General features: G+C 42.0%; 22 protein-coding genes. 10 read left to right on the forward strand and 12 right to left on the reverse strand.

Going from position 1 to position 25,556, the window contains the following annotated elements:
• The first annotated feature begins 89 nt into the window (after window positions 1-89).
• The 5 genes from BMW86_RS28435 to BMW86_RS28455 all read left to right on the forward strand — a co-directional run bounded on the left by BMW86_RS28435 (window position 90) and on the right by BMW86_RS28455 (window position 5,607).
• Complete coding sequence (locus BMW86_RS28435; protein ID WP_177189428.1) at window positions 90-1,592, forward strand: T9SS type B sorting domain-containing protein; 1,503 nt, start codon at window positions 90-92, stop codon at window positions 1,590-1,592.
• Between the two features lie 169 nt (window positions 1,593-1,761).
• On the forward strand, window positions 1,762-2,676 hold the full coding sequence (locus BMW86_RS28440) for a hypothetical protein (protein ID WP_089786647.1): 915 nt from the start codon (window positions 1,762-1,764) through the stop codon (window positions 2,674-2,676).
• A 27-nt stretch (window positions 2,677-2,703) separates the two neighbouring features.
• On the forward strand, window positions 2,704-3,606 hold the full coding sequence (locus BMW86_RS28445; protein WP_089786649.1) for a hypothetical protein: 903 nt from the start codon (window positions 2,704-2,706) through the stop codon (window positions 3,604-3,606).
• Between the two features lie 77 nt (window positions 3,607-3,683).
• The gene (locus BMW86_RS28450; RefSeq protein WP_089786652.1) at window positions 3,684-4,385 is read left to right on the forward strand and encodes an FkbM family methyltransferase; all 702 of its coding nucleotides are present in this window, start codon (window positions 3,684-3,686) and stop codon (window positions 4,383-4,385) included.
• Between the two features lie 157 nt (window positions 4,386-4,542).
• Window positions 4,543-5,607 carry a T9SS type B sorting domain-containing protein gene (locus tag BMW86_RS28455; RefSeq protein ID WP_089786654.1) on the forward strand — a complete coding sequence of 355 codons (1,065 nt, stop codon included), beginning with the start codon at window positions 4,543-4,545 and terminating at the stop codon, window positions 5,605-5,607.
• Between the two features lie 249 nt (window positions 5,608-5,856).
• On the opposite strand, the gene BMW86_RS28460 is transcribed toward BMW86_RS28455, so the two are convergent.
• Window positions 5,857-6,858, reverse strand: a complete 1,002-nt coding sequence (locus BMW86_RS28460) for a GNAT family N-acetyltransferase (RefSeq protein ID WP_089786656.1) — start codon at window positions 6,856-6,858, stop codon at window positions 5,857-5,859.
• A 523-nt stretch (window positions 6,859-7,381) separates the two neighbouring features.
• On the opposite strand from BMW86_RS28460, the gene BMW86_RS28465 reads away from it, so the two are divergent.
• Window positions 7,382-8,896, forward strand: coding sequence for a sigma-54 interaction domain-containing protein (locus BMW86_RS28465; protein WP_218149248.1), 1,515 nt, complete (start codon window positions 7,382-7,384; stop codon window positions 8,894-8,896).
• Between the two features lie 5 nt (window positions 8,897-8,901).
• Here the strand turns inward: BMW86_RS28465 and BMW86_RS28470 are convergent, their stop codons facing one another.
• The 6 genes from BMW86_RS28470 to BMW86_RS28500 all read right to left on the reverse strand — a co-directional run bounded on the left by BMW86_RS28470 (window position 8,902) and on the right by BMW86_RS28500 (window position 14,372).
• Window positions 8,902-9,588 (reverse strand): response regulator transcription factor, encoded by a 687-nt coding sequence (locus BMW86_RS28470; protein ID WP_089786661.1) that lies wholly within the window; start codon window positions 9,586-9,588, stop codon window positions 8,902-8,904.
• Between the two features lie 316 nt (window positions 9,589-9,904).
• On the reverse strand, window positions 9,905-10,732 hold the full coding sequence (locus BMW86_RS28480) for a hypothetical protein (RefSeq protein ID WP_089786666.1): 828 nt from the start codon (window positions 10,730-10,732) through the stop codon (window positions 9,905-9,907).
• Window positions 10,733-10,863: 131 nt separating this feature from the next.
• Window positions 10,864-11,688: a hypothetical protein gene (locus BMW86_RS28485; RefSeq protein WP_089786668.1), complete on the reverse strand. Its 825-nt coding sequence runs from the start codon at window positions 11,686-11,688 to the stop codon at window positions 10,864-10,866.
• 63 nt (window positions 11,689-11,751) lie between these two features.
• Window positions 11,752-13,074, reverse strand: coding sequence for a nucleotide sugar dehydrogenase (locus BMW86_RS28490; protein ID WP_089786671.1), 1,323 nt, complete (start codon window positions 13,072-13,074; stop codon window positions 11,752-11,754).
• Between the two features lie 32 nt (window positions 13,075-13,106).
• On the reverse strand, window positions 13,107-13,871 hold the full coding sequence (locus BMW86_RS28495; protein WP_089786673.1) for a tyrosine-protein phosphatase: 765 nt from the start codon (window positions 13,869-13,871) through the stop codon (window positions 13,107-13,109).
• A 21-nt stretch (window positions 13,872-13,892) separates the two neighbouring features.
• Window positions 13,893-14,372, reverse strand: a complete 480-nt coding sequence (locus tag BMW86_RS28500) for a GAF domain-containing protein (RefSeq protein WP_089786676.1) — start codon at window positions 14,370-14,372, stop codon at window positions 13,893-13,895.
• Window positions 14,373-14,673: 301 nt separating this feature from the next.
• Between BMW86_RS28500 and idi the strand changes: the two genes are divergently transcribed.
• Together idi and BMW86_RS28510 are read left to right on the forward strand one after the other, a co-directional pair.
• On the forward strand, window positions 14,674-15,189 hold the full coding sequence (gene idi, locus BMW86_RS28505) for an isopentenyl-diphosphate Delta-isomerase (protein WP_089786678.1): 516 nt from the start codon (window positions 14,674-14,676) through the stop codon (window positions 15,187-15,189).
• Between the two features lie 80 nt (window positions 15,190-15,269).
• Window positions 15,270-16,238 carry a (-)-gamma-cadinene synthase gene (locus tag BMW86_RS28510; RefSeq protein ID WP_089786681.1) on the forward strand — a complete coding sequence of 323 codons (969 nt, stop codon included), beginning with the start codon at window positions 15,270-15,272 and terminating at the stop codon, window positions 16,236-16,238.
• Here BMW86_RS28510 and BMW86_RS28515 read toward each other — a convergent pair.
• Window positions 16,235-17,308, reverse strand: a complete 1,074-nt coding sequence (locus BMW86_RS28515; RefSeq protein WP_089786683.1) for a hypothetical protein — start codon at window positions 17,306-17,308, stop codon at window positions 16,235-16,237. The genes BMW86_RS28510 and BMW86_RS28515 overlap by 4 nt on opposite strands.
• 101 nt (window positions 17,309-17,409) lie before the next feature.
• Between BMW86_RS28515 and BMW86_RS28520 the strand changes: the two genes are divergently transcribed.
• Both BMW86_RS28520 and BMW86_RS28525 read left to right on the forward strand, forming a co-directional pair.
• Window positions 17,410-19,041 (forward strand): sodium/sugar symporter, encoded by a 1,632-nt coding sequence (locus tag BMW86_RS28520; RefSeq protein ID WP_089786685.1) that lies wholly within the window; start codon window positions 17,410-17,412, stop codon window positions 19,039-19,041.
• Between the two features lie 143 nt (window positions 19,042-19,184).
• The gene (locus BMW86_RS28525; RefSeq protein WP_089786687.1) at window positions 19,185-20,063 is read left to right on the forward strand and encodes an inositol oxygenase family protein; all 879 of its coding nucleotides are present in this window, start codon (window positions 19,185-19,187) and stop codon (window positions 20,061-20,063) included.
• Between the two features lie 101 nt (window positions 20,064-20,164).
• Here the strand turns inward: BMW86_RS28525 and BMW86_RS28530 are convergent, their stop codons facing one another.
• The 4 genes from BMW86_RS28530 to BMW86_RS28545 form a co-directional block, all read right to left on the reverse strand.
• Window positions 20,165-20,686 (reverse strand): hypothetical protein, encoded by a 522-nt coding sequence (locus tag BMW86_RS28530; protein WP_089786689.1) that lies wholly within the window; start codon window positions 20,684-20,686, stop codon window positions 20,165-20,167.
• Window positions 20,687-20,760: 74 nt separating this feature from the next.
• Complete coding sequence (locus tag BMW86_RS28535) at window positions 20,761-21,276, reverse strand: hypothetical protein (RefSeq protein ID WP_089786691.1); 516 nt, start codon at window positions 21,274-21,276, stop codon at window positions 20,761-20,763.
• Between the two features lie 135 nt (window positions 21,277-21,411).
• Entirely contained in the window at window positions 21,412-24,351 is a 2,940-nt protein-coding gene (locus BMW86_RS28540) for an FAD-binding and (Fe-S)-binding domain-containing protein (protein ID WP_089786693.1), read from the reverse strand.
• 66 nt (window positions 24,352-24,417) lie between these two features.
• Entirely contained in the window at window positions 24,418-25,416 is a 999-nt protein-coding gene (locus tag BMW86_RS28545; protein WP_255373034.1) for a DUF72 domain-containing protein, read from the reverse strand.
• Window positions 25,417-25,556: the final 140 nt, after the last annotated feature.

Consider the following 25,556-nt stretch of genomic DNA (forward strand, 5'->3'; position numbering starts at 1 on the left):
TTAAGGTGCCTTGTCCTATGAAAATGCCTTTGTGGAAGCCTGAGAATACTTTCGCGGGAGTAATTTGCTATTGCATTTTATTACTTGCAATGACTATATCATCACCTATTATAGCTCAGGATATTATTTTACGGAATCCTTCTCTTGAAGGTGAGAGTGTGGAAGGAAAAGTGCCGGATCCCTGGATCGCAGTACGTGAAACACCTGATATACAACCTGGGATCTATAAGGTTTCTTTACCGGCTTCTGATGGGAACACTTATGTAGGCATGATTTGTTATTCCTGGTTGCAGGAAGGAATGGCGCAAAAATTATCTACATCACTGCAGGCAGGAAAAACCTATATGCTTTCTTTTGATCTTGCTTATCCGCCAAATTACAGCAAAAAGATCTGCTATGGTTCATTTGTGATTTATGGTGGGAATAATGCTACAGACAAGGCAGAAGTACTATGGCAATCTGATCCTTTTTATAATATAAACTGGAAGAGATATACGGTGTTCTTTACTCCTTCTCATGATTATACTTATATTTCTTTTAGTCCTTATTTTTCCGAAGTATGTTCTTCTACTAATTTCTCAGCTGTATTAGTCGATAATTTTTCATCTATCCGGGAAGCAATTAAAATAGAATTGTTGTCTCAGAATACCTGCCGTGGTATATCCGGTGGTACCGCCATGGTTAAAATAATGGAAGGGCATGGGCCCTATTCATATCTGTGGAGTCCCGGGAATGATACAACAAGCAGCGTAAGTGGCCTTTCTCCCGGAAATTATGAAGTGACCGTAAAGGATGCGAATGGAGCTATTACCAAAGGGGACGTTGTAATTAGTGAATATCAGATTAAGGCGACTGCTGCCATTAAAAATATTGATTGTTATGGTAATAAGGATGCAGGGATCGTCTTATCTGCCAGTGGTGGAGGAACGCCTTATCTTTTTAGTATTGATAGTGGTTATTCCTATCAGGAATCCCCCTATTTTAATAGTTTATCTCCGGGCTCATATGATGTGTTCGTAAGAGATGCTTACAGCTGTATAGCGAACCTGGGAGATGTTGTAATTACCCAGCCAGATCCATTGGTGCTTGAATCGGTTAAAGTGCGGCCGGTAAGCTGCAATGAAACAACGGACGGGAGCATTACATTAACCGCCGGAGGAGGAACACCTCCTTATACTTACAGTATTCCCGGATACATATCTCAATCTGACAGTAGTTTGCGTCAGTTAGATGCCGGGCGGTATTATTACCGGCTTACAGATAGCCACGAATGTAAAGTAGATGGGGAGGCGGACATAAATAAAGAATGGCGCGACTGCCTTGTGATCATACCTAACGCTTTTACACCTAACGGGGATGGGGTGAATGATGTTTTCCGTGCTCAAATTCACGATGCAATCAGTGATTATCATATGGCAATATATGGGCGTTGGGGACAACTGATTTTTGAAAGCCGTGATCCCGAAAGTGGATGGAACGGCCAGCAAAATGGCATTAGTTTACCCATGGGAAGTTATCTGTGGTTAATTACATATACTGATAGTAAACACCAACCCAGAAAGCAAAAGGGGAACCTGGTTTTAATAAAATAGCTTTAAATTATCTTATTTCATTAACAAGGCATTAACGTGTTTTACATTTAGTTTAACTAACTTGTTGTTTAGTAGACTCTTAGATGAGGTAATATTCGTTAGGAAATAAGGTAACCTTACACCCTCATAACCCCAATAGCTTGTCTTTCCATTCCCCAAATTTTTATGTATGAAAAACACCCCTCATTATTTTAAAGTACTGTCCATACTTGCCGGCGTTGCGTTTCTTTTTAATGCCTGCACAAAGGATAAGGACCCTGTTGAGAAAAAATGCTGTACTGCCGAACCCCCAATAATCGAATGGTTGCTTACAGCCTTACAATTCCATTATGACTATGATAGCCCCGGGGCTTCTTATGGCAATATACGACATCGGTTTGTGTATAATGAATTCAATAAACCCTGGGTACATCAGGAAATACTACGGGTCTTAGATCCAACACATGCCCCCGCCAGGACTGATACTTTCTATTATAATAGCCAGCAGCAATTAATCCGGATTAAAAGCACGGATATCAGTGTTAGTACTGCAGGTGGACTATACTCTCATAAAAAAGAATTTTTTTATGATGCCAGTGGCCGGAAGACAAGCAGTCTTAAATATTCACTCGATAATACTAATCAATACCATTTAAGCGATAGTACCATCTTTGTATACCAGGATACAACGATCCTGAAGATCACCTATCACATTGCCACATCTGGTAAGGACACTGCTTCTTTTACCTATAATCAGCAGAAAAACCTTGTTAAATTTACGTTGGGAGAGTTCGATCCTCAGATGCAGGTATTGCAATCATATGATGACAAGGTTAATCCTTATAGATACAGTGGTTTGGAAACATTTGATATGGACCCGTACCCTGTTTCTCGTTGGGGTTGGGATGCGGAATTTCTCATCATGATGCAGGCTCCCCGGCTCCCCGTGAATAATTACCGGTATCGGTTTTCAGATTATGACATGATTGAGTATTTCTATGCTGTTTATTATAGTGCGCTTGATTCTGTAGTAGCTGGTAGATCCACAAATCATGTTGAGGATGTTAGATATTCAGAGCAATACGAATATACACCTGCTCAATAAAAATTTTTACTTCATCAATCTACAGTCATGAAAAACTCTAAATATTTTATCCGCATCATATTATTCTTTCTTACTGTCACCTTTTGGGGAATCAGTTGTAAAAAAGATACTACTACACCCACAAAGACTGAAAAAGGAAAATGGTTGCTCAGTAAAGTATATTACGCAGAACTGAGAGGTGGAACAACTCTTATGAGTTATCTCAGTGAGGAATATATTTATAATACTCAGAAAAGCCCCTGGCTGGATATTACTTATGACCGTTTACATGATACGGTCCGTATAGATACTCTTTTCTATGATGCCCAAAACCGGCTCTCGCAGATGGGGAGTGTTTTCTTCACCAATAAAACCAGAGTAGAATATCGAATAAAAACAATTCAGTATAATGCTACAGATGGAAAGATAGATACTATCAAAGTCTTTAATCCCGGTGGCATTAAACCTGTCCGGAATATATTTAATTACCAGTATAATGGCTCCGTTATTAAACAATATATACGTTCCGGAGGAGTAAATTCGCCTGTCATCGATAGCCTCGGATATACCTATGCCGGTGATAACCTGAGTCAATGGTATACCTTTACAGATCCCCAATATGGGAACATTGAAGAGGAATTGTATACCTATTCAGAGTATGATAGTTGTTATAGTGTGCTTAGCTATTTAAACATGAATGTTTACCTTCCTTATATTTCTCAGTTTGTATATCAGAGAGAATTCGTGAATGAACCACGGCTTTCTAAAAATAATTATGTGGTGAAACAAGTACAAAGTGCGGAGGCGCAAATTTATGAACAGGATTTGCATAGTACATCTGTTTCTGAATATACCAAAGACAGTATAGGACTTATCATCGGTAGAACAGACCGCTCACCTACCAGTGACTACGTTATAAAATATACTTACGAATATATCTCTGCGCAATAATTTTTTCCGGAATATAATTTATCATAATTTAGTTCAAAGAGATCGCTTCATATTAACATCTTTTGAACTTTATCATCATGATTACATTTAAAGATTGTTTAAGGACCCTGAGACGTGAATATCATGTCAGGGCTGGTAAATCTCCCAATACCCATGTGCAGGTTAGGGCTACAAAAGAGAAACATGGATCTGCCTATGGAGGTTGGGTAATTAATCCTGATTTGATTAGTAAAGACAGTATCGTATATTCTTTCGGTATAGGAAATGATATCTCTTTTGATTTATCAATCATCAATAAATATGGAGTGAATGTTTATGCATTTGATCCTACACCTAAGGTGAAAGACTGGTTAGCAGCGCAGGATCTGCCAGCTGAGTTTATTTATGAGGGAGTGGCATTATCTGATAAGAATGGTAATATGAAATTCTATAAATCAGCTAATCCAAATTATATATCACATTCCAGTGTGGCTATTAATGAGCAGGAAGATTTTGTTGAAGTACCTGCGTTAAGATTGGATTCAATTATGAAGAATCTTGGCCATACTTACCTCGATATATTGAAGATAGATATTGAAGGAGCAGAATATCCTGTTTTAAAAGATATACTTGATAGTGGGGTGAGGATTGATCAGATCCTGGTCGAATTCCATCATTTCTTCAGCGCATTTTCGAAAACAGATACAGAAGATATTATCAGACTGATGAATGTAAAAGGGTATAAAATCTTTTACATTTCCCCAAATGGGTATGAATATTCATTTCTCCGTAAGCAATAAGTAATAAAAAAACTACAAACCATCATGCATCATTTGCCAAATGATACATGATGGTTTTTTTATTGGCTAAAAGTCAAAATGAGAAATTACAGTTTATTATATTAAAATAATGTAATATATTTATGCCTGTTAACTGTATTTTAATGCAGGGAAACAGATGCTACCATCAAGACGTAAGACTTATATGAAACATTCGCCCTGGCGCTGTAGTTTGTACCTGAATATTTGTTTTATCACGATCTCTATACATGCAGACGCGCAGAAGGTCATTGATGCAACAGTACGTAATACCTGTAAAGGATCAAATACAGGCGCTATTACGCTGAATGTAACCGGACAACAAGCACCTTATTCATACAACTGGATACCTGCTAATTATACAGGTGCAGCTATCAGTAATCTGCCTTCGGGTATATACAAAGTAACAGTCACTGATGCGAATGGTGATACCATTTCAAAGCAGATGAATATAAGGGAATATGAAATGACGGGCTACGCTTTTGTTTCCTTCCAGGACTGTCAAACAACAATAAACTTAACGGTGAGCGATGGGGTGGAACCATATCAATTCAGTATTGATAATGGTAATTCATTTCAGGCATCTGCTGTTTTCAATAACCAGAAAAATGGCCTTTATTATGCAGTGATAAAGGATAATACTGATTGTACTTTGCATCTTGAACATTTTGCTACCTTCTCACCTGATGCTTTAAAAATAACAAGTGTACGCACTAAAGATGTGAGCTGCAGTGATCTTACCAATGGGCAGATTATTGTAGCTGTACAGGGCGGTACACCACCTTATACATACAGTATCCCTGGCTATGTTTCGCAACAGGACAGTGTCCTGGATCATCTTGATGGAGGACATTATCTTTATCGTGTAACCGACCGCTGGAATTGTGAAGCAGAAGGAGAAACAGATATCATCAAGGAATGGCGCGACTGTGCCGTGTTTATGCCAAATGCCTTTAGCCCGAACGGAGATGGCCTGAATGATATTTTCCGTGCAAGAGTGCAGGATGATATTACAGATTTTCGTATGTCGATATATGGACGATGGGGAGAATTAGTTTATCAGAGTAGCAATACGGATAAAGGATGGGATGGTAAATTAAAGGGTGTAAGTGTGACTGGTGGCAGTTATGTGTGGGTAGTGACTTATACAGACAATAAGCAACAGGCGATTAAACAACAAGGCACATTATTGCTGATGAGATAACTTAATGCAATAATAATTCATCGTTAACCAAGGGTTAACAACTTTGTACACATCAATTTATTAATATTGCATAACAAACATTGTAAGGGTAGCCCCAGCTGCTCAATCGGAATAAAAGATCAGCAGCTGGGGTTAACAAACAATGGATGAAAGACCGGCTTTCCATTCATGGTTGGCCGTTTTTTTTTGCTCATTATTCAACTCATTTATAGAAAAACGCCGGATGGTTAGTACCGTCCGGCGTTTATTTTAAACAGCAATTAAAAGTTCCTGGCGCGAGTCACGGCTGCTTTGCGGAATTAATATGTTAGCAGTGCTAACATTCCACGATTTGAAACCCGGATATATATCCGGGCAGATCGCCTTCGCTGCAAACAGTGCATCTGCTTTGTCTGCTATACCACCCAGGTGCATATATTGCATGCCAAGGGATTTCCCCAGTGCAGCAGCTTCAGCCAGTAATAATTTTAAAGGAGTATCCTGCAAATGGTTTTCGTGTGTTGCTGCCAGGTGTAACTGCATGATGTCATTACAGAAGGTTAATAGTACGCCAGCTACTATTACCGTACCACGGCAGGCCACAAGCAGACTGCTGTCGAACCCTGTGGGGCGCATCATCTGTCTGAACCAGGCTTTGTCATATACACTCCCGATCGTTTCATTTAAACGCAGCATGTTATGCTGAAAGATATCTGCAAAAATATCCACATCGTTAATCGCTGTCGCTTGCCTGATGGTATAGCCTTTCCTGTGCAGCATACTAACGACAGGTTCAAAGCTCTCTCCAAAATGTTGGAGCTGATGAATCTCTGCCGGATGAGAAAGATCTATCAGCAGGCTGTCATCACATTTATCCAGGCGGCCGGCATGTACTGGCTTAAATGCTTTGTGTATGGTAGGATGCAAACGGATGTTTACATGCATGATGCGTTCCCGTTCAAAGTAGTCAAGCAGGGAGCTCTCAAAGCGTTCCTGCATAACATAACTGGTTTGGGCAAAGCTTCTGCTGGATACAGGGCCTGCATACCCGGAAATAGTATAGGCTTCGTATATTTCTGTACCCGGAATATGCCTTTTTATGAGTGGTAAAGCAATGAATTCATCCTTTTCCTCATACACGAGTAAAACAGGTTCACCACTTGTGGCAGTACTGTGGTAATGCCAGGTATGGGAAAAATCAAATGCGTGTGCGTTACGGACAAGTCGGTCCCACCGCTTATTGTCAAAAATGGATACAGTATAAAAGGGCATAGAATGGATTTTTCAAAAAAACGTGTCAAAGCAGGTAAAAGAAATCCCCCCCGGCATGTTTAATATGGTTTAGTCAAGGTGAATTTTCTATCAATCGAAAACGCTAATACAATGAATATTAAGAACATGATTAATCTTGAGACAATTGTATTATAGAAAAAATGATAATATGGTATTATTTTTGCAAAATAGTCATATTAATATAGTTTTAACCATCCTCTGAAAAGCCAACTGACAAGAAGAGTTATTCCCGAACAAAGCTAATAGACCAATAGCTGGCTATGTCATGTGCCAGTGCTTAGACTTCTGGATTATCACTTATCCTTACCCAGGAAGACATATAAAGACGCAATGACTGTGCCATGCAGTTAAATTATTGTAATTCAGTGTATTGTGGTGCTTTCCCCCAAAAAGAAGCCTCCAATATATTGGATTAATCCAAACGGGAATACGAAATAATGGAGAAGTTAGTCCGGATACCGTAAGGTGTTCCGGAATCTTAATAATGCAAGTGTTGGGATCTATGGAACTGTTCGAGTTATTAGAATGGTTGCTGCCCGCAGGGAACGTATCGGGTATACAACCGGGGACAAAGTCAATTTCCGGAGAGGAATTTAAAAGTGAGGATGATTTATTTTCTTTTATACAGGCTGTATTACAGCCTTATCCGCATGCCTTCTCTATACTGATAGGTATGGCGGATACTAATGGTGTTATTGCTCAATGGTGGTTACAGAAGGAAGGCGCATTTAACCTGGGTAATCTGCCCGATAAGGTAAAGGAGTATTATCTGAAGGATGATATTGCCGGTGTGATGAAACTGGAAACTCCGGACAGGAGTGATGCGTTGAAATCTGTTTTATATAATGGTGGAGTAATGGAATTGCTGATCATTCCTTTGGGGAATACTTTCAGAAATTTTGGTTTTGTATGTCTGCTGTCTGATCAAAGAAATACTTTTTCGCAATCATTGCAATCGAAGTTAAATGAATATACCGCTGGTTTTTCTGTTGCCTGCCTGAAATTATTGCTGACCACTTCTTTGAAGAATGTACAGCAGGATTATTTAACACTGGAAGATGTTGCTTCGATTGAAGACGGCAAACTGATAGGGAATACATTGAAGCCGGTGATGCAGCTGGTACGGCAGGTAGCGCCTACCGATGCTACCGTATTACTCACCGGCGAAACAGGTACCGGGAAAGAGTTATTGGCGGAATCTATTCACTATAATTCTCAACGCAGGGATAAAGACATGATTAAAGTGAATTGCGCAGCATTGCCCGCACAACTGATAGAGTCTGAACTTTTCGGACATGAGAAAGGTGCTTTTACCGGTGCATTGCAACGTCGTACCGGAAAGTTTGAGATGGCAGACGGTGGTACTTTATTCCTGGATGAAATAGGGGAGTTGCCCCTGGAATTGCAGGCTAAATTACTGCGTGCCATACAGGAGAAAGAAATAGAGCGTTTAGGTGGCAGTAGAGCTATTAAAGTGGATGTACGGATCGTAGCTGCCACCAACCGTATACTGGAGGATGAAGTAAGGGCTGGTCGTTTCCGGCAGGACCTTTATTACCGTTTATTTGTGTTCCCTATTCATTTGCCTGCATTAAGAGAAAGGAAAGAAGATATCCCGTTATTGCTCCGGTATTTTACGGAGAAAGCAGCCAATAAATATGGTAAAGTTGTTAAGCATATTAACCGGGCATCCCTTGCTACGCTTGTTAACTATAACTGGCCGGGTAATATCCGTGAGATGGAGCATATGGTAGAACGTGCGGTTATCTCTGCCACATCCCCTGCCATTACAATTACAGCGCCTGATAGTCAGCAGATAAAGGCGTCGGATATTTCTCCGCCGCCTTTGCTTTCTCTGGCAGATGCAGAACGGGAAGCGATTATCCGCGTACTGAAATATTGTAATGGCAGGATACGTGGCCCACAGGGAGCAGCTGATATTTTAGACATAAAGCCGACTACGCTGGAAGCGAGAATGAAAAAACTGGGTATTGTAAAAGAACACATTATACAATAAAGTCTTTATCTGCCCATAGCTCCCGCATACCCTATAGCAAATTTTACAAGCGCATTAGGTCCTGAAAGTTGTAGTTTCTTGGTAATATTGTGCCTGTGATTGTCTACTGTTCTTACACTGATGCATTGATAAGATGCGATATCCCTGCTGCTCATACCTCTGGCAATCATATCCAGTATTTTTGCTTCTGTTTTACTTAACCTGTCATTGACAGGCAGGGTGTTTATTTCTCCGGCTGAAACAAGTTCTCTTGTTGTAGCGTGGTAGGTATCCCTGATATGATAAAACCTGCTGAGTCTTGACTGTATACTTTTCAGCAATTCTTCTCCGCTAAAGGGTGCCACCAGGAAATCATCAGCACCCAGGTTCATTCCTTTCCGCATATTGGCAGGGCCATTGGGTCTGCTGAAGAGGATAAAAGGTGTGTGTTTCAACATGGGATCATTCCTGAGAGTGATCAGGAACTGGTACCCGGTGGTATCATGCATCATAGAGTCACACAAAATCATATCAGGCTGATCGTTATAACCATGTGCAATGCCTTCAGCGACAGTGTTGGCAACCAATAATGTATACTGTGGGGTTAACAGCTGACGGAATTTGCGCAACATCGCAGTATCACCTGTCAGTAGTAAAATTTTGAGTTGGGCTGACTCACTGATCCCTAAAACTTCATTGTAAGGTGTGTTCATCGGTACATGGTTTTTTCTTGCAAAACCGCGTGCATGTTATAAGCAGCTTTACAAGGAATACTTTACAAAGTTGTAATCTTAATAATGGCTTGTAACGGACATATTTTTCATGTCCCGTCGATAGGGTGTACCAGGAATAATAACAATCTTAAGGGAGGCTTTTTTAAGAAAGATATGGGGTTTTTTAAGGCATATGCTGAGGTAAAGTTATTAAATAATTCTGGGTTACAATGTATCTATGGAAAGGAAAAATGTGATAAAACAAAAAAGAACCAGTATATATACCAGTTCTTTTAAAATATATAGGTGGTAACACTTATTTACCGTAGTGCGCTGTCAGGATAACAGAGTCTGTAACTGCTGCCTCCCCATCATGCTGTGTTGTTGTCCTTAAGGTCATAACTGCCGGATAATCATCTTCATCATACTGGTAAGTATTGTTGACTGAAGTGGTGATTGCTGTTATTGAGTCATAATAAGAAGATGTCAGCAGGTTATTGGCAGAAAGTAAACCTGCCAGATCTTCTACATTAAATTTAACCAGATAGTAACCCAATACCTTCGGAGCCGGGTTAATCTTATCGTCATAAGTATAATTGGTTACAACATAGTAATCTGCTATCGTAGAAGAAGTCCTTTTTCGTTTGATGATATTACCCTTTGTGTTCCAGGTATATTCGTATGAGTAAAGACGTTTCAGATTAGTATTGACATCCTTTTCAAAGTGGAAGAGCATTGCAAGTTTATTCTCTGTGTTATATCCCAGGGAATCCACACCAATCAATGATCCTTCTGAATCATAGGAACTGATTACGCTGGGCAGACCCAGATCGTTGAATGTAATACCCTGACGCTGATATATATTAGTGAGCAAAAGATCTGTGGTAAAATCTATGGTAACTATTTTCCCTGATGTATAAGAAGGTAGTGTAGCGGAAGGATTCTCTCCAAAAGTAAGATACCTGTACACCGATTTATCCATGTTAAACTCTATCGAAGTGCTGTCTCCGTTAGTAGCAATAGTACTCTGTAGATACTTTGTAACCGGAGTAGGAGTGATAGTAGTCGATGAGTCATCCTTTTTACAGGCCGCAAATAACAATGACAGCGTAGCTAAGCAAATAAGAGATTGTTTCATAGGCATCCTGGCACCAGATTAGTAATGCCAGTCAAATATACATATATTTTCAATTATATAAATAATCTTAATATATTATGCTTTTGTTTATGATACCTGGCCCTGGTATCATAAACAAAAGCATTGTTGGGTTTGCCTTATTTACCGTAAATGATTTTTATGCTAACTGAATCCTTTTGTGGTTCAGCGCCGGTATTCTGATAGCTTGATCTGGAAATTAATGAAGCAGGATAATTGTCAGCATCGTACACATAAGTATTGGTAGAAGAATATGTATAATCTGCTCCTGTTGCAGAAGTTGTCAGCATGTTGTTGGCAGACAGCAAGGTGGCTACATCATCAGGTGAAAACTCCATTAAATAATAACCTGAAACTTTAAGGACCGGATTGATTTTATCATCATAAGTATAAGTATATGTTGTAGTTGAACCTGTATTTTTAACATAAATCTCTTCCTGTTTGATGATATTGTCTTTAGTATCCCAGGTATATGCATACTTATACGTAAGTTCTTTCGCATTTGTACCTGAGTTATATTGATAGAGCAGGGTTGAATCCAGTTTACCATTGCTATCGTATAACAGGGAATCAACAGTCATAGGAGATCCGTCCTTGCTAAAATAAGTGATACTGCTTATTTGTCCGACGCTGTTGTAAGTAACTGTCTGATAATTGTATGTACTGCTAAACAGGCTATCTGAAGTAGCAACTGTTTTTGTTATTTTTCCAGCCTCATAGTTAGGCAAAACACCAAAGAACTGACCACCATTCCTGTGGAAATCAAGATACCTGTATACAGATTTATCCATGTTATATTCAATGGCGATACTGTCATAAACAGAAACAGTACTTTGAATATACTTTGTGACTGGCGTTTCAGTCGTAACAGTAGTCGTACTATCTTTCTTACAGGCAGCAAAAAACAGAGAAAGCGTAATTACGCTGATTAGAGATTGTTTCATAGAGTATAAGACACCAGGTTAATTAAATGTGCCTGGCAAATATACATATTATTCATAAATCTACTATAAGCGGCAATCTACAAGATTTCTGTCTATACAGGCCTTGGTATCGAAGATGACACCATTATTACGTTTATACTTTTTATAATCAAAGGTGAGGAACTCTTTATGTGCCACAGCGATAATGATCCCATCATAGATCTCATCATCTTTTAGCTTTGTTACGATCTCCAGCCCATATTCATGTGCTACTTCTTTAGGATCAGCCCATGGGTCGTAAATAGTGACGTCTGTACCAAATTGTTTTAACTCATGGTAGATATCTACCACCCTTGTATTACGCACATCCGGACAGTTTTCTTTAAAGGTAATTCCCATGATGAGTATTTTGGACCCCTTGATCTTGTGGTCCTTTTCAATCATGAGTTTTACGATCTTATTGGCAACAAAATTTCCCATATGGTCGTTCACCCTTCTTCCGGAAAGGATTACCTGTGGATGATAACCCAGGGATTCTGCTTTATGGGCAAGATAATAAGGGTCAACGCCTATGCAATGGCCGCCTACCAATCCTGGCTTGTATTTCAGGAAGTTCCATTTTGTTCCTGCCGCTTCTATCACGTCGTTGGTATCAATACCAATACGGTCAAATATAAGGGCCAGTTCATTTACAAAGGAGATGTTGATATCGCGCTGGGCATTCTCAATCGCTTTGGATGCTTCTGCCACCTTTATACTGCTGGCTTTGTGTGTACCAGCTTCTATAATAGAGGCATATAAGGCGTCTACTTTGTTCGCAATTTCCGGAGTTGATCCGCTGGTTACCTTTTTGATCTTTGTAAGGGTGTTCACTTTATCACCCGGATTAATACGCTCCGGAGAATAACCGGCAAAGAAATCCTTGTTGAATTTCAGTCCGGACACCTTTTCCAGCACGGGTACACAGTCATCTTCCGTACAACCAGGGTATACAGTAGATTCATATATCACAATGTCTCCTGCTTTCAGGATACTGCCCAGCATAGTAGACGCGCTGATTAACGGTCTCAGGTCCGGGGATTTATATTCGTTGATGGGTGTTGGAACTGTTACGATGAAGATATTGTAATCTTTCAGGTTGGCTTTGTCTGAGGAAAACAACAGGCCCTTATCTGCGCCTGGTTCTTTTCTGATACTGATGACTTTATTAAGGTCTTCAATATTAGCTTCTTTGGTCCTGTCCTGCCCTTTACTCAGCTCTTTTACACGATCTTCATTGATGTCAAAGCCAAGGACTTTGTACTTTTTGGAGAATTCAATGGCAAGAGGTAAACCGACATAACCTAATCCTATAACTGCTATACGGCTGTTTTCCAGCCCCTTTTGCGGTACAATGGTATTACTCATTTTGTAAAAATAGAAATTTTAAGGCAGATTTTTTACTTTATTGCCTGGGGTGAATGTGTGAGTGTATTATTTCTAAAGGGATATACTTCAAGCAGTTTTAAGAGCTTTTTATCTTTTCCTATGGACAGGATTGCCTCCAGATGTTTTTCATGGTGCAGATCTGTCCCGATGAAATCAATCAGCTTGTGTTCTATCAGCCATTCTGCTGCTTTCTGGATATGCCGGCCATAATAACCGGTAAGGGAAAGCAGGTTCACCTGCAGGTAGCAACCCCGCTGTTTGAAGGTCTTATATTCTTCCAACTGACTATGATAATAGTTATAGCGTTCCGGGTGAGCCATGATGGGACGGTAACCCTGTGCCTGTAACTCAAAGAGCCATTGATGAAGTTGAGGCGGGGCGCTCATGAAAGAGATCTCTACCAGCACTAATTCACCATTGAGGGTGAACAGGGGCTTTTTCATCAGCTCTTCAAAATATTCATCCATGTAATATTCTGCGGCGTGTTGAAACTGGATGCCCAGGCTATTTTCCAGCAGTTTTTCCTGTACGCTTTTGTAGGGCGTGCCAAGGGTCTCTATGGAATTGGGATACCTGTCCATCATGATATGAGGAGTGGTAATCACCTTTTTAATACCCAGGGAATGCAGGGTTTCGATGAAGCGTATGGATGTTTCAAGGTCCTGTACACCATCATCTACACCTGGTATCAGGTGAGAGTGTATATCTGTTTCAATGCCGGCAAGGAAAGGGACAACGGCCGTATTATTCTCTGATTTTTTGCGGAAAAAAAACATAATAATGTATTGGAAATGCTGTTATACTGCAAAATCCAGGCCTGCAATCAATTCTTCGAGGAATTGCTGGTCTGTTTCATCAAAATAATTCAGATGTTCGCTGTCTACATCTAACACACCTATCACCTGTCCATTGCGTATAACGGGAACAACAATTTCGGATTTAGAGAGACTGCTACAGGCAATATGCCCGGGAAAAGCTTCCACATCGGGAACAATCAGTGTACGGGCTTCTGCCCAGCTGCTGCCACATACGCCACGGCCTTTTTTTATGCGGGTGCAGGCAACGGGTCCCTGGAATGGAGCCAGTACCAGTTCGTCTCCTTTTACAAGATAAAATCCTACCCAAAACCATCCAAACTGTTCCTTTAATGCGGCAACAGTATTGGCAAGATTTGCAACCTGGTCTGGTTCACCATCTACCAATGCCTTTATTTGGGGAATTATAGATTTATATGCTGCAATTTTATCGCCTTGAATAATGCTAAGATCTTCTGCCATAGGGTACAAATATACGTTAAAGTTCAAATCGTGCGAATTACGCTGCGAAGAATAGATAGGGCAGAAAGATAAAATGAACAAATTAATTCGTAAATTAAGGCCAACTCATTTTAGCCTATCTCAACATTGTTGTCCCCGTTATACCCGGATATTGAAACTCCTATCAGATTAACTCATTAAAAGAACATTTATGATTACCATTCATTCTCCGCCTGCAACGTAAAGTTGTTATTATTGAAGGGGGGCTATGCCAGCCGGAATTTGTTTACTTAAATTGACAACAAGTATATTTGTTTATAGTATGGAAGCACAGGTTATATTAGTTAATGAACAGGATGAAGCTACAGGCGTAATGGAAAAGATGGAAGCGCACCGTAAAGGCATGTTACACAGGGCTTTTTCGGTGTTTGTAATGAATGATAAAGGAGAAATGCTGCTGCAGCAGCGGGCACTCGATAAATATCATTCAGGCGGTTTATGGACCAATACCTGTTGCAGTCATCCCTTACCGGGAGAAACGGTAGAAGCAGCGGCACACAGGCGGCTGTTTGAAGAAATGGGATTCGACTGTGCGCTTACAGGACTATTTCAATTCACCTATCGTACAGCATTCGGTAACGGCCTTATTGAGCATGAATACGACCATGTATTATCCGGTATCTATAATGGAATCATTAACCCAGATCCAACAGAAGTAAACGACTACCGGTATATGAGTATAACAGCAGTAACCCGGCTGTTAGAAGCAGAACCCTCTCAATTCACCAGCTGGTTTCAGCTGGCTTTACCCAGAGTAATTGAGCGCCTGACGGTTTGAGTTTTGACGATCTGAAAAGTTGAATAAAGTCAAACATTCAAACGCTCGGATAATCAACATTTAACCCACAATTTTCACTTATGCCAACGATCATTCTGCCTCGGATTAAATATCCGTTCCCATCTCTCATTAACCCACATGTAGAGGCCGCAAATGCACAAAATCTCCAATGGGTGCTGTCTGCCGGATTTATGAACACTCCTGAAGCATTAACCCGCTTTAACAGGTCGCGCTTTGCATGGCTGGCTGCCCGTGCTTTTCCTCACGCGGAACTGCACGAATTATGCATCATTGCCAATTTTAACACCTGGCTTTTTATGCTGGACGACCAGTGCGACGAAGCTCAACTGGGTAAAAAGGCTGTTTACCTGGAAGCGATCACGGATGGCTTTATGGATATCCTGAAACATAACAAACACATAGATACCGTGTTGGGTAACAGCTTCGCGGATATCTGGCAAAGGATGCAACAGATAGGAAGCCCCGCCTGGGAACAGCGTTTTATACGCAGCATGGAAGAATACTTTACTTCCTGTCATTGGGAAGCCGGTAACCGTGCTGTAGGGGCCACACCAACAGTAGCAGAGTATGTTACCATGCGCCCTTATACAGGGGCGTTATTTGCGGATGTGGAAGCTATAGAGATCATCGAAAGAATATACCTGCCCACGCATGTGCAGCAACATTTTATTGTACAACGTTTAGCACTGGCCTGCAATAATATTGTATGCTGGAGCAATGACATTTTCTCCTGTGCCAAAGAGGCCAAACAAGGTGATGTACATAACCTTGTGCTGGTGCTGGAACACGAAAGGAACCTGTCTTTGCAGGATGCTGTCAATGAAACGGTACGCATGCATGATGAGGAGGTAAAACTGTTCACTGCACTGGAAAAATTACTGCCCTCTTTTGGCGCTGAGACAGATAAAGAACTGGAACGTTTTGTAGCTGTACTGCGCTCATGGATTACTGCCAATTACGACTGGAGTTTCCACGATACAAAAAGATACCAGATGCAGGAAGTGGAAGTAGTGAGTCGCGTTGATTAATTTTTTAACTCCGTGGGAGAGGTTTCTCCTTCTCCTGCGGAGTTTCTTTTACGCATTCTTCGTTCTAATAATTTTCCTATCCACCAGAATGAAACAGCCAGAATGGCAAAGAATAATCCTTTATGGGTACGGTCCCAGAGGTATTCGAAATAACGGGTGTACATGTCCAGCAACAGGAAGAGCACACTGATATCCCTTACCATACTGTCCTGTGTTTTAATCCCGATCAATAACGTTATCACACATAATATCGTAAATGCAGCTACCCACCAGAGTAACTGTACCTGCCGTACATGCTGCCATTCATCCCAGGTACCACTATTACCAAAAATGGAAATGAGCCAGCCGGATAATAACAATAATAACCAGCTACCTACCCAGGTGATATCTTCTACCCGTTTGTACTTTTTAATGTTGCGGAAAATCAGGTCTACTCCCAGCATGATCACTGCCAGCAGGAACATGCGGCAGGGGAGATTCATACCCCAGAAATAAGGTTTATCAGCTGTGATGAAGTAAGTGAGCTTTACATAAGCGGGGATGAAACAAAGCAGTGTTGCAGACCATAATAATCTGGAAGACAGTACAATAGCCAGTGCTCCGTAACAGGCAGTGGCCAGTAACCAGAAGGCCCCGTAGTTGCCGTTTAAATATGCCAGGCTTTTGCCCAGGTATACCACGCTTACGCCTATGCTGAGCACCGGTAATAACCAGAAAAGCTCTCTGTTTAATGAATAAGCGGGGTGCCGGTGCTGTCTTCTATAACCATGCAGACATAAAAAAACAGTAAGTCCGGCAAATAGGGTGGCGATAATGCCATCATTTAAAGAGAATTTCAGCCTTAATACCTCAATCCACTTCTCATCCAGTACAAGGGAGCCAAAGGCCATCAAGGCACAGGAAATGGCGGCTATGAAGATATAGAGAGTAATAGCTTGCCAGTCGGCCTCCCGCACACGCCATGTCTTTTGCAGATCATTGGCCTGTTGAGGGCTGATCAATGCATTCTTTTCCCATTCAGAGATGGCTTTCTGTAATAAATCCGCTTCTTTTTTGTCTACTTCCAGCATAATCGATGGTAAATATAAAAGAAAAGATCAAAGTAAGAATTTATGAGATTATTTAATTATTTTAACGAATCTCAAGTTCCACTTATTAACTTTAGCGCGTTATGAATCATTTACAGGCTTTAGACTACTTCGTTTTTCTTATTTATTTCGTAGTGGTCGCATCGTATGGCTATTATATTTATCAGAGGAAAAGATCGGGTATTACCAGTTCAAAAGACTTCTTCCTTGCGGAAGGCTCTCTCACATGGTGGGCTATCGGGGCATCCCTGATTGCCTCCAATATCTCTGCAGAACATTTTATCGGGATGTCCGGATCGGGCTTTGCCTTAGGACTGGCCATCTCTACCTATGAGTGGATGTCGGCGGCTACGCTGATAATAGTGGCGTTGTTTTTTATACCGGTGTACCTGAAAAACAGGATTTACACCATGCCGCAGTTCCTGAAGCAAAGGTATAATACAACTGTCAGTACTATCATGGCGGTGTTCTGGTTGCTGGTATACGTTTTTGTGAACCTGACTTCTATTATTTACCTGGGCGCACTGGCAATATCATCTGTGTCGGGGATCGACTTCGGGTTATGTATAACCGGACTGGCAGTTTTCGCTGTCATAGTAACGCTGGGTGGTATGAAGGTGATCGGGTATACGGATGTGATCCAGGTGTTTGTGCTGATTGCCGGCGGACTGGTAACTACTTACCTGGCTCTTAACATGGTATCCAATCATTTTGGTTATGGGGATAATGTATGGAAGGGATTAGCCCTGATCCGCGAAAAGGCGGATACGCATTTCCATATGATCTTCCCGCCTTCTCATCCTTATTATAAAGATCTACCCGGATTATCTGTATTGATAGGAGGGATGTGGGTCAATAATCTCAGCTACTGGGGTTGTAATCAATATATTACGCAGCGTGCATTAGGAGCAGACCTTAAAACCGCCCGCAGCGGGATTCTCTTTGCGGCTTTCCTGAAGCTGCTGATCCCGGTGATTGCGGTGTTACCTGGTATTACAGCGTTTGTGCTGTATCAGCAAGGGGTGTTTAGTCATGAGATGCTGGATGCTTCCGGCGCTGTGAAACCCGATCATGCTTACCCAACTTTGCTGAACCTGCTGCCTCCGGGTGTGAAAGGGATGGCTTTTGCGGCCCTCACGGCGGCTATTGTAGCTTCGCTGGCAGGGAAGGCAAATAGTATCTCTACCATCTTCTCTTTAGATATTTATCGCCAGTACTTTAATAAAAACGCTTCTGAGAAGCACCTGGTCCGTACCGGGCGTATTGCCGTGATCATCTCTATGGTGATCGCCAGTCTGGTAGCGCCTGCTTTGCGTAACCTCGACCAGGCTTACCAGTTCATCCAGGAGTACGTTGGGTTCATCGCTCCGGGTGTACTGGCTATCTTCCTGATGGGCTTCTGCTGGAAGCGGACTACCTCTACAGCAGCGTTGTTAGGGGCTGTACTGACTATCCCGTTATCCACCGTGCTGAAGTTCCTGCCGGTGTGGACGGGCGGATTATTCCCTGATTTTGCTTTCCTGAACAGGATGTCTATTGTGTTTGTGTCGCTGATAGTGCTGATGACGGTAGTGACATTACTGGATGAGAAGAGTAAACACCAGGAAAGGGTGCTGATCATAGATAATAGTATGTTTAAGCCCTCCACGGCATTTGTGGTGGGTAGTGTGCTGATTATAGGGGTATTGACGGCTTTATATACTGTTTTCTGGTAACAGGATTTTGGGTGCAGGGCGAAGCCCTGCAAAATCCCTTCAATTTTTTCTGATGGTGCGAAGCACCATCAGAAAAACAGTCATTTTTTCATTTGTTGAAATCGATTGTAATTTGTAAATTCAGGGTACAAAATCCACGAATAATGAATGCAAATAACTTTTCCGGGGAGGAGATCAATCCACTACAGAGCATTGAAGATTGGGAAGACGATGTCGTACTACGCTACCCAGAAGCAGACCAGCCAGCCAAAAGTAAAGAAGAGTACCGCAACTATGACAGCCCTGTAAGGGATACTGTGCGGGAGTTCTACCGTCTTAATCACAAATATCAGACGTACGATTTTGTGCAGGAAAAGAAGAAAGATTTTCTGCAATTCAGCCGTAAGGAAATGCCGGTTTGGAAAGCAATGGAGTTCCTCAATACATTAGTAGATGATTCCGATCCTGATATAGAACTGGACCAGTTGCAGCACCTGTTACAGACAGCTGAAGCGATACGCGCAGATGGTCATCCCGACTGGTTCGTGCTGACTGGCTTCCTGCATGATATGGGTAAAGTATTATGCCTGTTCGGAGAGCCGCAATGGGCCGTGGTAGGAGATACCTTCCCTGTAGGTTGCAGGTTCTCAGATAAGATCGTGTATCCTGAGTACTTTGCAGATAACCCGGATTCTACCGACGAACGTTATAATACCAAATATGGTGTGTACGAACCTAACTGTGGTTTGAATAACGTGGATTTATCCTGGGGACATGATGAATATCTGTACCAGATAATGAAAGATTACCTGCCGGAACCGGCTTTATATATGATTCGTTACCACTCTTTTTATGCGCAGCACAGGGAACATTCTTATGAACACCTGATGAATGATCATGACAGGGAAATGTTTGAGTGGGTAAAGAAATTCAATCCTTATGATCTCTATTCAAAAAGTCCGAAACCGCCCGTAATTTCGGAACTGAAACCTTATTACGAGGCACTGATCGCAAAGTATCTTCCCGAAACGATCAGGTTATAAAAGAAATAATCCATCACAGGTGCCATCACCCGTAATGGATTATTTTTCCTTTTTTAAAGGATAGTCAAAAAAGCTGGTAGTATTAATGCTACCAGCTTTTTTTATTGCTGGTTACGTAATTCTAGTTTACCATCGTACTTACCAGTCAGTTTACCGGTAGGGAACACGAAAGAATAAGTAATGGAATAAGTATCTCCGTTCTTAGTGTAGGTTACTGTACCAGATGTGATTCCATCAAGGATACGACCAGTTGTCCCGTCAATATCTCCATCTACCCAATCAGATTTGTAATAGGCATAAGCATCAGGGAAATTTTTGCTTTTATTGTATGCTACAGAATCATTGGATAAATAAGTGTAAGTCTGACCAGATATCAGTGTATCGAGATCAAAACCTACTGCACTCACTTTACCCTTCAAAGTATCTGACAATACTACATCTGTAAATACTACACTAAAATCGCTCACACCATATACAAACAGGTAACCATTGTTGGCTACTACGGTAGTGTCGTTAAAGGAAAAGGAACCTCCTGTTGCAGGAGTAGTTGGTTTGTCGTCATCTTTTGAACAGGCAGTAAAAAACAGTGCTGCAGCCAGCACGGCGAATGATAATTTTTTCATGAAGTTGAGGATATAATATAGGTTATATATACAGGTTATAGGTTAGATCCATTACGCCTGTAATGGATTATTTATTATTCAACAACAGTAAGTGTATCAGAAAACTTACCGGTTATTGTCTTGGTATCAAATTGTAAGGAGTAATCAAAAGTATAAATGTTTCCAGTTATTTTCACAGTTACAGTACCGCCTGTTGGTTTATTATATTGGATACCTGTACTATCTTTCATTTCTCCATTTATTATGCTTGCATTATAGAAAACGCTTGCACCATAAAAGTTTTTTGTTTTGTTGTAGGTGCTGGAATCATCACGTGAGTAGGTGAAAGTCTGGTTGTTGATAAGTGTATCCATGTTAATGTCAACACCACTTGCCGTACCAGTGTAATTTGTAACAAGGCTGTCCGGAACCGTTAAAAATGAAACGCCGGCGCCACTGCCTGGAGTACCATATTTGTAACCATAAGGAGTCGTCGCTACTTTACCATCAATTGTAAATGAGTTGGCAGGAGTAGTTGTATTGTCGTCGTCTTTCGAACATGCACTAAAGAACAGTACAACAGCTAGTAAACTGAATGCTAATTTTTTCATGTAGGGTAAGTGTATATTATAGGTTCTATAATCGGGCCATAGGTTTATATGGTGGCATAATTCGGGACTGCTACGAAGCCAGGTTTCTCCGCGCAAAGATATTAATTATTTTAATATTACAAAATATTACTTCTTTTAGATGTTGTGTAACAATGCGTCATGTAGAATTTCAATGGGATGCAAGGCTTTACGGCCGGTACCGTCTTTTACCTGGTGCCTGCAACTGGTACCAGGAGCAGCAATAATTGTTTCTGAAGTGGCATTACGTACTGCAGGGAACAATACCATTTCTCCTATCTGCATAGAGAGGTCGTAATGTTCTTTTTCATATCCGAAAGAACCTGCCATACCACAACATCCGGAAGGGATCACTTCTACGGAATAGTTCTGTGGCAGGGACAAGATATTTTTACTGTGCAGGGCAGAAGACAATGCTTTTTGCTGGCAATGCCCGTGTAATTTGATATTTCTTTTCTCCGTTGTAAATAAGGATTTATCGATGTTTCCTTTTGTTATTTCATTACTGATAAATTCATCTACCAGGAATACGTTCTTTGCTAATTTTGTAGCATCCGCTCTCAGGTTTTCCCTTACAAGATCAGGATATTCATCACGGAAACTGAGGATGGCAGAAGGTTCTACACCCAGTAAAGGAACATTATCATTGATAACGGCGCTGAATATACGCACATTCTCTTCTGCAAAATTACGTGCCTTTCTCAGTAAACCTTTAGACATCCATGCACGTGCGCTTTCCGGGTGGTTAATGATGATAACATCATATCCCAGTTTATGCAGCAGCTGTACTGTTTTGATACCGATATGTGTATCGTTGAAGTTGGTGAATTCATCACAGAAAAGGTATACCTGTCTGGTAGCAGCAGGTAGTTTGGATTTCTGTGCCGGCCACTGTTTGCGGAACCAGCTTCTCAGCGTGGTATACTCTAATTCAGGGAGAGAGCGTTTCTGTGCAAACCCGGATATTTTTTTGATCAGGTTACCGGTGAAAGGAGTGTTGATCATCCAGTTGTAGATCCCCGGTGCTATTGTAGCCAGACCGTTTAATCTTGTATAGTTGCTGATCAGTTTTGCCCTGAAAGGAACACCGTTGGCATCATAATAATGTTGCAGGAATTCCATTTTCAGTTTGGCCATATCTACGTTGGATGGGCACTCTGATTTACAACCTTTACAGGCCAGGCAGAGGTCCAGTACATCATAGATTTCCTTATGATCAAAGCGGTTTTCTTTGTTGGAATGAGTCAGGAATTCGCGCAGGATATTCGCTCTTGCGCGGGTAGTGTCCTTTTCATTGCGGGTAGCCATGTAACTGGGACACATGGTTCCACCGCTGAGTTCTGTCTTGCGGCAGTCGCCGGAGCCGTTACACTGTTCTGCATGTTGCAGCATGGTTTGTTCCGGGAAATGAAACACCGTTTTTAAAGGCGGTGTTTTTTGTCCGGGTTCATAGCGTAACATGCTGTTCATGCTAGGCGTATCTACAATCTTATTGGGATTGAAGATATTCTCCGGGTCCCAGGTGTATTTCACCTGTCTTAAGAGTTCGTAGTTTTTATCACCTATCATCTGTTTGATGAATTCACCGCGAAGACGGCCATCTCCATGTTCCCCGCTGAGAGATCCCTTGTATCTTTTAACGAGGGTAGCAATTTCTGCGGCGATGGTATGGAAGAGCTTATTGCCTTCAACCGTTTTCAGATTGATGATAGGGCGCAGGTGGATTTCTCCGCTGCCTGCGTGCGCGTAGTGTACGCAAAAGAGGTTATGTGTTTTTAAGATCTCGTTGAAGTCCCGGATGAAGTCGGGTAAGTCTTCGATGGCAACAGCCGTATCTTCAATAACAGGTACGGCCTTTTCATCGCCGGGCAGGTTACTGAGCAAGCCTAGTCCTGCTTTACGCAGTGTCCAGATCTTCTTGGTATCTTCTCCGAACAATAAAGGGAAGTGGTACCCCAGTCCGGCGCTTTGCAGTTCCAGTATCAGGCGGTTGGCAATTTCGGTAATGGCTTCGCGGTTATCCCGGCAGAATTCCACTACCAGGATAGCGCCCGGATCTCCCTGTACAAAGAAGCGGTTCTGGCTTTGCTGGATATTATCCTTGGTGCATTCGAGGATGTAATGATCTATCAGTTCACTGGCGCTGGGTTTATATTGCATGGCAATAATATTCGCCCTCAGTGATTCGTCTACGTTATTGAAGTGGATACATAACAAGCCTGTCTCTTTGGGAGGCAGGGGATCGAAATGCAGTTTTATTTCTGTGATAAGTGCCAGGGTACCTTCAGAACCGGCAATGAGGCGGCAGAAGTTGAAGTTATCCGTACCTGCGGTAAAAGGCGCCGTTTCCAGCAGCAGGTCTACCGCGTAACCGGTGTTACGGCGGGTGATGCTGGGCTTGGGAAACTGGCTGCGGATCTCTTCCTGGTTGGCGTGGTTGCTCAGCATACTGCGTACCTGTTTGTACACAGCAGTTTCCAGGGTACCGTCGTTCTTCTCACAGCGGGCGTGAAATTCGTCGATGCTTATCTGGTTGAATACGGCTTCGGAGCCGTCGCTGAGCAGGGCTTTTACTTCAAGGAGGTGTTCGCGGGTGCTGCCATATACAACAGAATTGGAGCCGCAGGAGTTATTCCCGACCATCCCGCCTATCATAGCGCGGTTAGCGGTGGATGTTTCCGGGCCGAAATAGAAGCCGTAGGGCTTGAGGAACATATTCAGTTCATCGCGGATCACGCCGGGCTGTACCCGTACCCAATGTTCTTCTGTATTGATTTCCAGTATTTTGGTAAAGGTGCGGGAAACATCCACGATGATCCCGTTCCCTACTACCTGACCAGCGAGGGAAGTTCCTGCTGTACGGGGAATAAGTGAGGTTTTATTGGCACGTGCAAAGGCGATAAGTGTTTTAAGATCTTTTTCATTGGCCGGGATAGCTACTGCCAGCGGCATTTCCCGGTAGGCGGATGCATCCGTAGCATACAATGTCCGCATGGTTTCATCATCGTATAGTATGCCCTCTAAATCATGGGCCAGTTCACTGAGCTTGTTCCGCATAATTAAATCTTCCCTTTTCAGGCTTCAAAAGTAATATTTAGAATGATGGGAAACAATCTCCTTCTATCAGAACAATGTACTTTGCCTGCTGAGGAACTGGGGGCGGGGTACTTCTATACCACATACCTCTTTCAGCTTATCTGCCACATATCCAGCTACTTCCGGAGAAAAAGCCGTGTCATGAATGAAGAAATAGAGCTCTTTTAAGCCATGTTGCAGCCAGTAGTGAATACGGTTCATCCAGTCGTCTATACGGGTATAATCGGTGGGATGTGCGCCATTCCCCACGTACCGGATGAATCCCTTGGTGATGGGCATATGCATATGACAGCAATCCCGGCGGCCTGCCGTATCGGTGATCACAGCGCCTACATTCAGTTTGTGCAGGGTATCGAACAGCTCCTTACGTATGGCCAGATCGCTGAACCATTCCGGGTTACGTACTTCGAGGAAGAACTGAAGATCGTGGGGAAGGCTCTCCAGGTATTTGTACAGGTTATCCCTTCTGTTAGGGGAAAACCGCTCGCCCAGCTGTAAAAAGATAGGTCCCAGGTGATCCTGGAAAGCCAGGATACCTTCCAGGAAGGCAGTTGTCTGTACATACGTATCAATCAGGTTGCTGTAATGACTGATAGACTGCGGTACTTTAGGGCAGAACTTAAAATGTTTCCCTTTTGCCCGGGCATCCCATTTCTCAATAACATCCGCACCATAGATCTTGTAATGAGTGGCATTGAGTTCTATAGTATTGAAATGATGCATGTATTGATCTGGGAAGTCTGCTTCTCTGGTGCCTTTAGGGTAAATTTTACCCACCCATTCCTTCCGGCCCCATTTGGAGCAACCCAGGTACACATGTGGATGCTTCAAAGGAGTGCCTTTGAAAACCGTTTTATTGAGGGCCGGTTCTGCCGGCAGTTTGAAATCTATTTCATCCAGCTGGGCTGGATCAACGCGACCAAAATCCATATTCCGAAGGTAAGAATTTTGTCTTTTTCCCGCGTATTGTGGTTTCCCTGCCCCAGTTGGTGGTATAAATGCACATAGTTGTAATATTTTCTTCATTGGCCAGCAATCAAACTGCGAAGGGTACACGTTAATAGATGAATAATCTGCATGTGTGGGAGTGAGCCATACCATTGGATTGATGTGGGCTTACCCTACTTAAATCAGGCATGGAATTGGCTGTAGAAGCCTGTGAATAA

The sequence above is a fragment of the Chitinophaga sp. YR573 genome, from assembly GCF_900110995.1.
Taxonomy (GTDB): domain Bacteria; phylum Bacteroidota; class Bacteroidia; order Chitinophagales; family Chitinophagaceae; genus Chitinophaga.

Excerpts from the sequence above, each read along its gene's own strand:
- BMW86_RS28435 (WP_177189428.1), top strand. The coding sequence starts at position 90 with ATGACTATATCATCACCTATTATAGCTCAGGATATTATTTTACGGAAT.
- BMW86_RS28440 (WP_089786647.1), top strand. The coding sequence starts at position 1,762 with ATGAAAAACACCCCTCATTATTTTAAAGTACTGTCCATACTTGCCGGC.
- BMW86_RS28445 (WP_089786649.1), top strand. The coding sequence starts at position 2,704 with ATGAAAAACTCTAAATATTTTATCCGCATCATATTATTCTTTCTTACT.
- BMW86_RS28450 (WP_089786652.1), top strand. The coding sequence starts at position 3,684 with ATGATTACATTTAAAGATTGTTTAAGGACCCTGAGACGTGAATATCAT.
- BMW86_RS28455 (WP_089786654.1), top strand. The coding sequence starts at position 4,543 with ATGCTACCATCAAGACGTAAGACTTATATGAAACATTCGCCCTGGCGC.
- BMW86_RS28460 (WP_089786656.1), bottom strand. The coding sequence starts at position 6,858 with ATGCCCTTTTATACTGTATCCATTTTTGACAATAAGCGGTGGGACCGA.
- BMW86_RS28465 (WP_218149248.1), top strand. The coding sequence starts at position 7,382 with ATGGAACTGTTCGAGTTATTAGAATGGTTGCTGCCCGCAGGGAACGTA.
- BMW86_RS28470 (WP_089786661.1), bottom strand. The coding sequence starts at position 9,588 with ATGAACACACCTTACAATGAAGTTTTAGGGATCAGTGAGTCAGCCCAA.
- BMW86_RS28480 (WP_089786666.1), bottom strand. The coding sequence starts at position 10,732 with ATGCCTATGAAACAATCTCTTATTTGCTTAGCTACGCTGTCATTGTTA.
- BMW86_RS28485 (WP_089786668.1), bottom strand. The coding sequence starts at position 11,688 with ATGAAACAATCTCTAATCAGCGTAATTACGCTTTCTCTGTTTTTTGCT.
- BMW86_RS28490 (WP_089786671.1), bottom strand. The coding sequence starts at position 13,074 with ATGAGTAATACCATTGTACCGCAAAAGGGGCTGGAAAACAGCCGTATA.
- BMW86_RS28495 (WP_089786673.1), bottom strand. The coding sequence starts at position 13,871 with ATGTTTTTTTTCCGCAAAAAATCAGAGAATAATACGGCCGTTGTCCCT.
- BMW86_RS28500 (WP_089786676.1), bottom strand. The coding sequence starts at position 14,372 with ATGGCAGAAGATCTTAGCATTATTCAAGGCGATAAAATTGCAGCATAT.
- idi (WP_089786678.1), top strand. The coding sequence starts at position 14,674 with ATGGAAGCACAGGTTATATTAGTTAATGAACAGGATGAAGCTACAGGC.
- BMW86_RS28510 (WP_089786681.1), top strand. The coding sequence starts at position 15,270 with ATGCCAACGATCATTCTGCCTCGGATTAAATATCCGTTCCCATCTCTC.
- BMW86_RS28515 (WP_089786683.1), bottom strand. The coding sequence starts at position 17,308 with ATGCTGGAAGTAGACAAAAAAGAAGCGGATTTATTACAGAAAGCCATC.
- BMW86_RS28520 (WP_089786685.1), top strand. The coding sequence starts at position 17,410 with ATGAATCATTTACAGGCTTTAGACTACTTCGTTTTTCTTATTTATTTC.
- BMW86_RS28525 (WP_089786687.1), top strand. The coding sequence starts at position 19,185 with ATGAATGCAAATAACTTTTCCGGGGAGGAGATCAATCCACTACAGAGC.
- BMW86_RS28530 (WP_089786689.1), bottom strand. The coding sequence starts at position 20,686 with ATGAAAAAATTATCATTCGCCGTGCTGGCTGCAGCACTGTTTTTTACT.
- BMW86_RS28535 (WP_089786691.1), bottom strand. The coding sequence starts at position 21,276 with ATGAAAAAATTAGCATTCAGTTTACTAGCTGTTGTACTGTTCTTTAGT.
- BMW86_RS28540 (WP_089786693.1), bottom strand. The coding sequence starts at position 24,351 with ATGCGGAACAAGCTCAGTGAACTGGCCCATGATTTAGAGGGCATACTA.
- BMW86_RS28545 (WP_255373034.1), bottom strand. The coding sequence starts at position 25,416 with ATGAAGAAAATATTACAACTATGTGCATTTATACCACCAACTGGGGCA.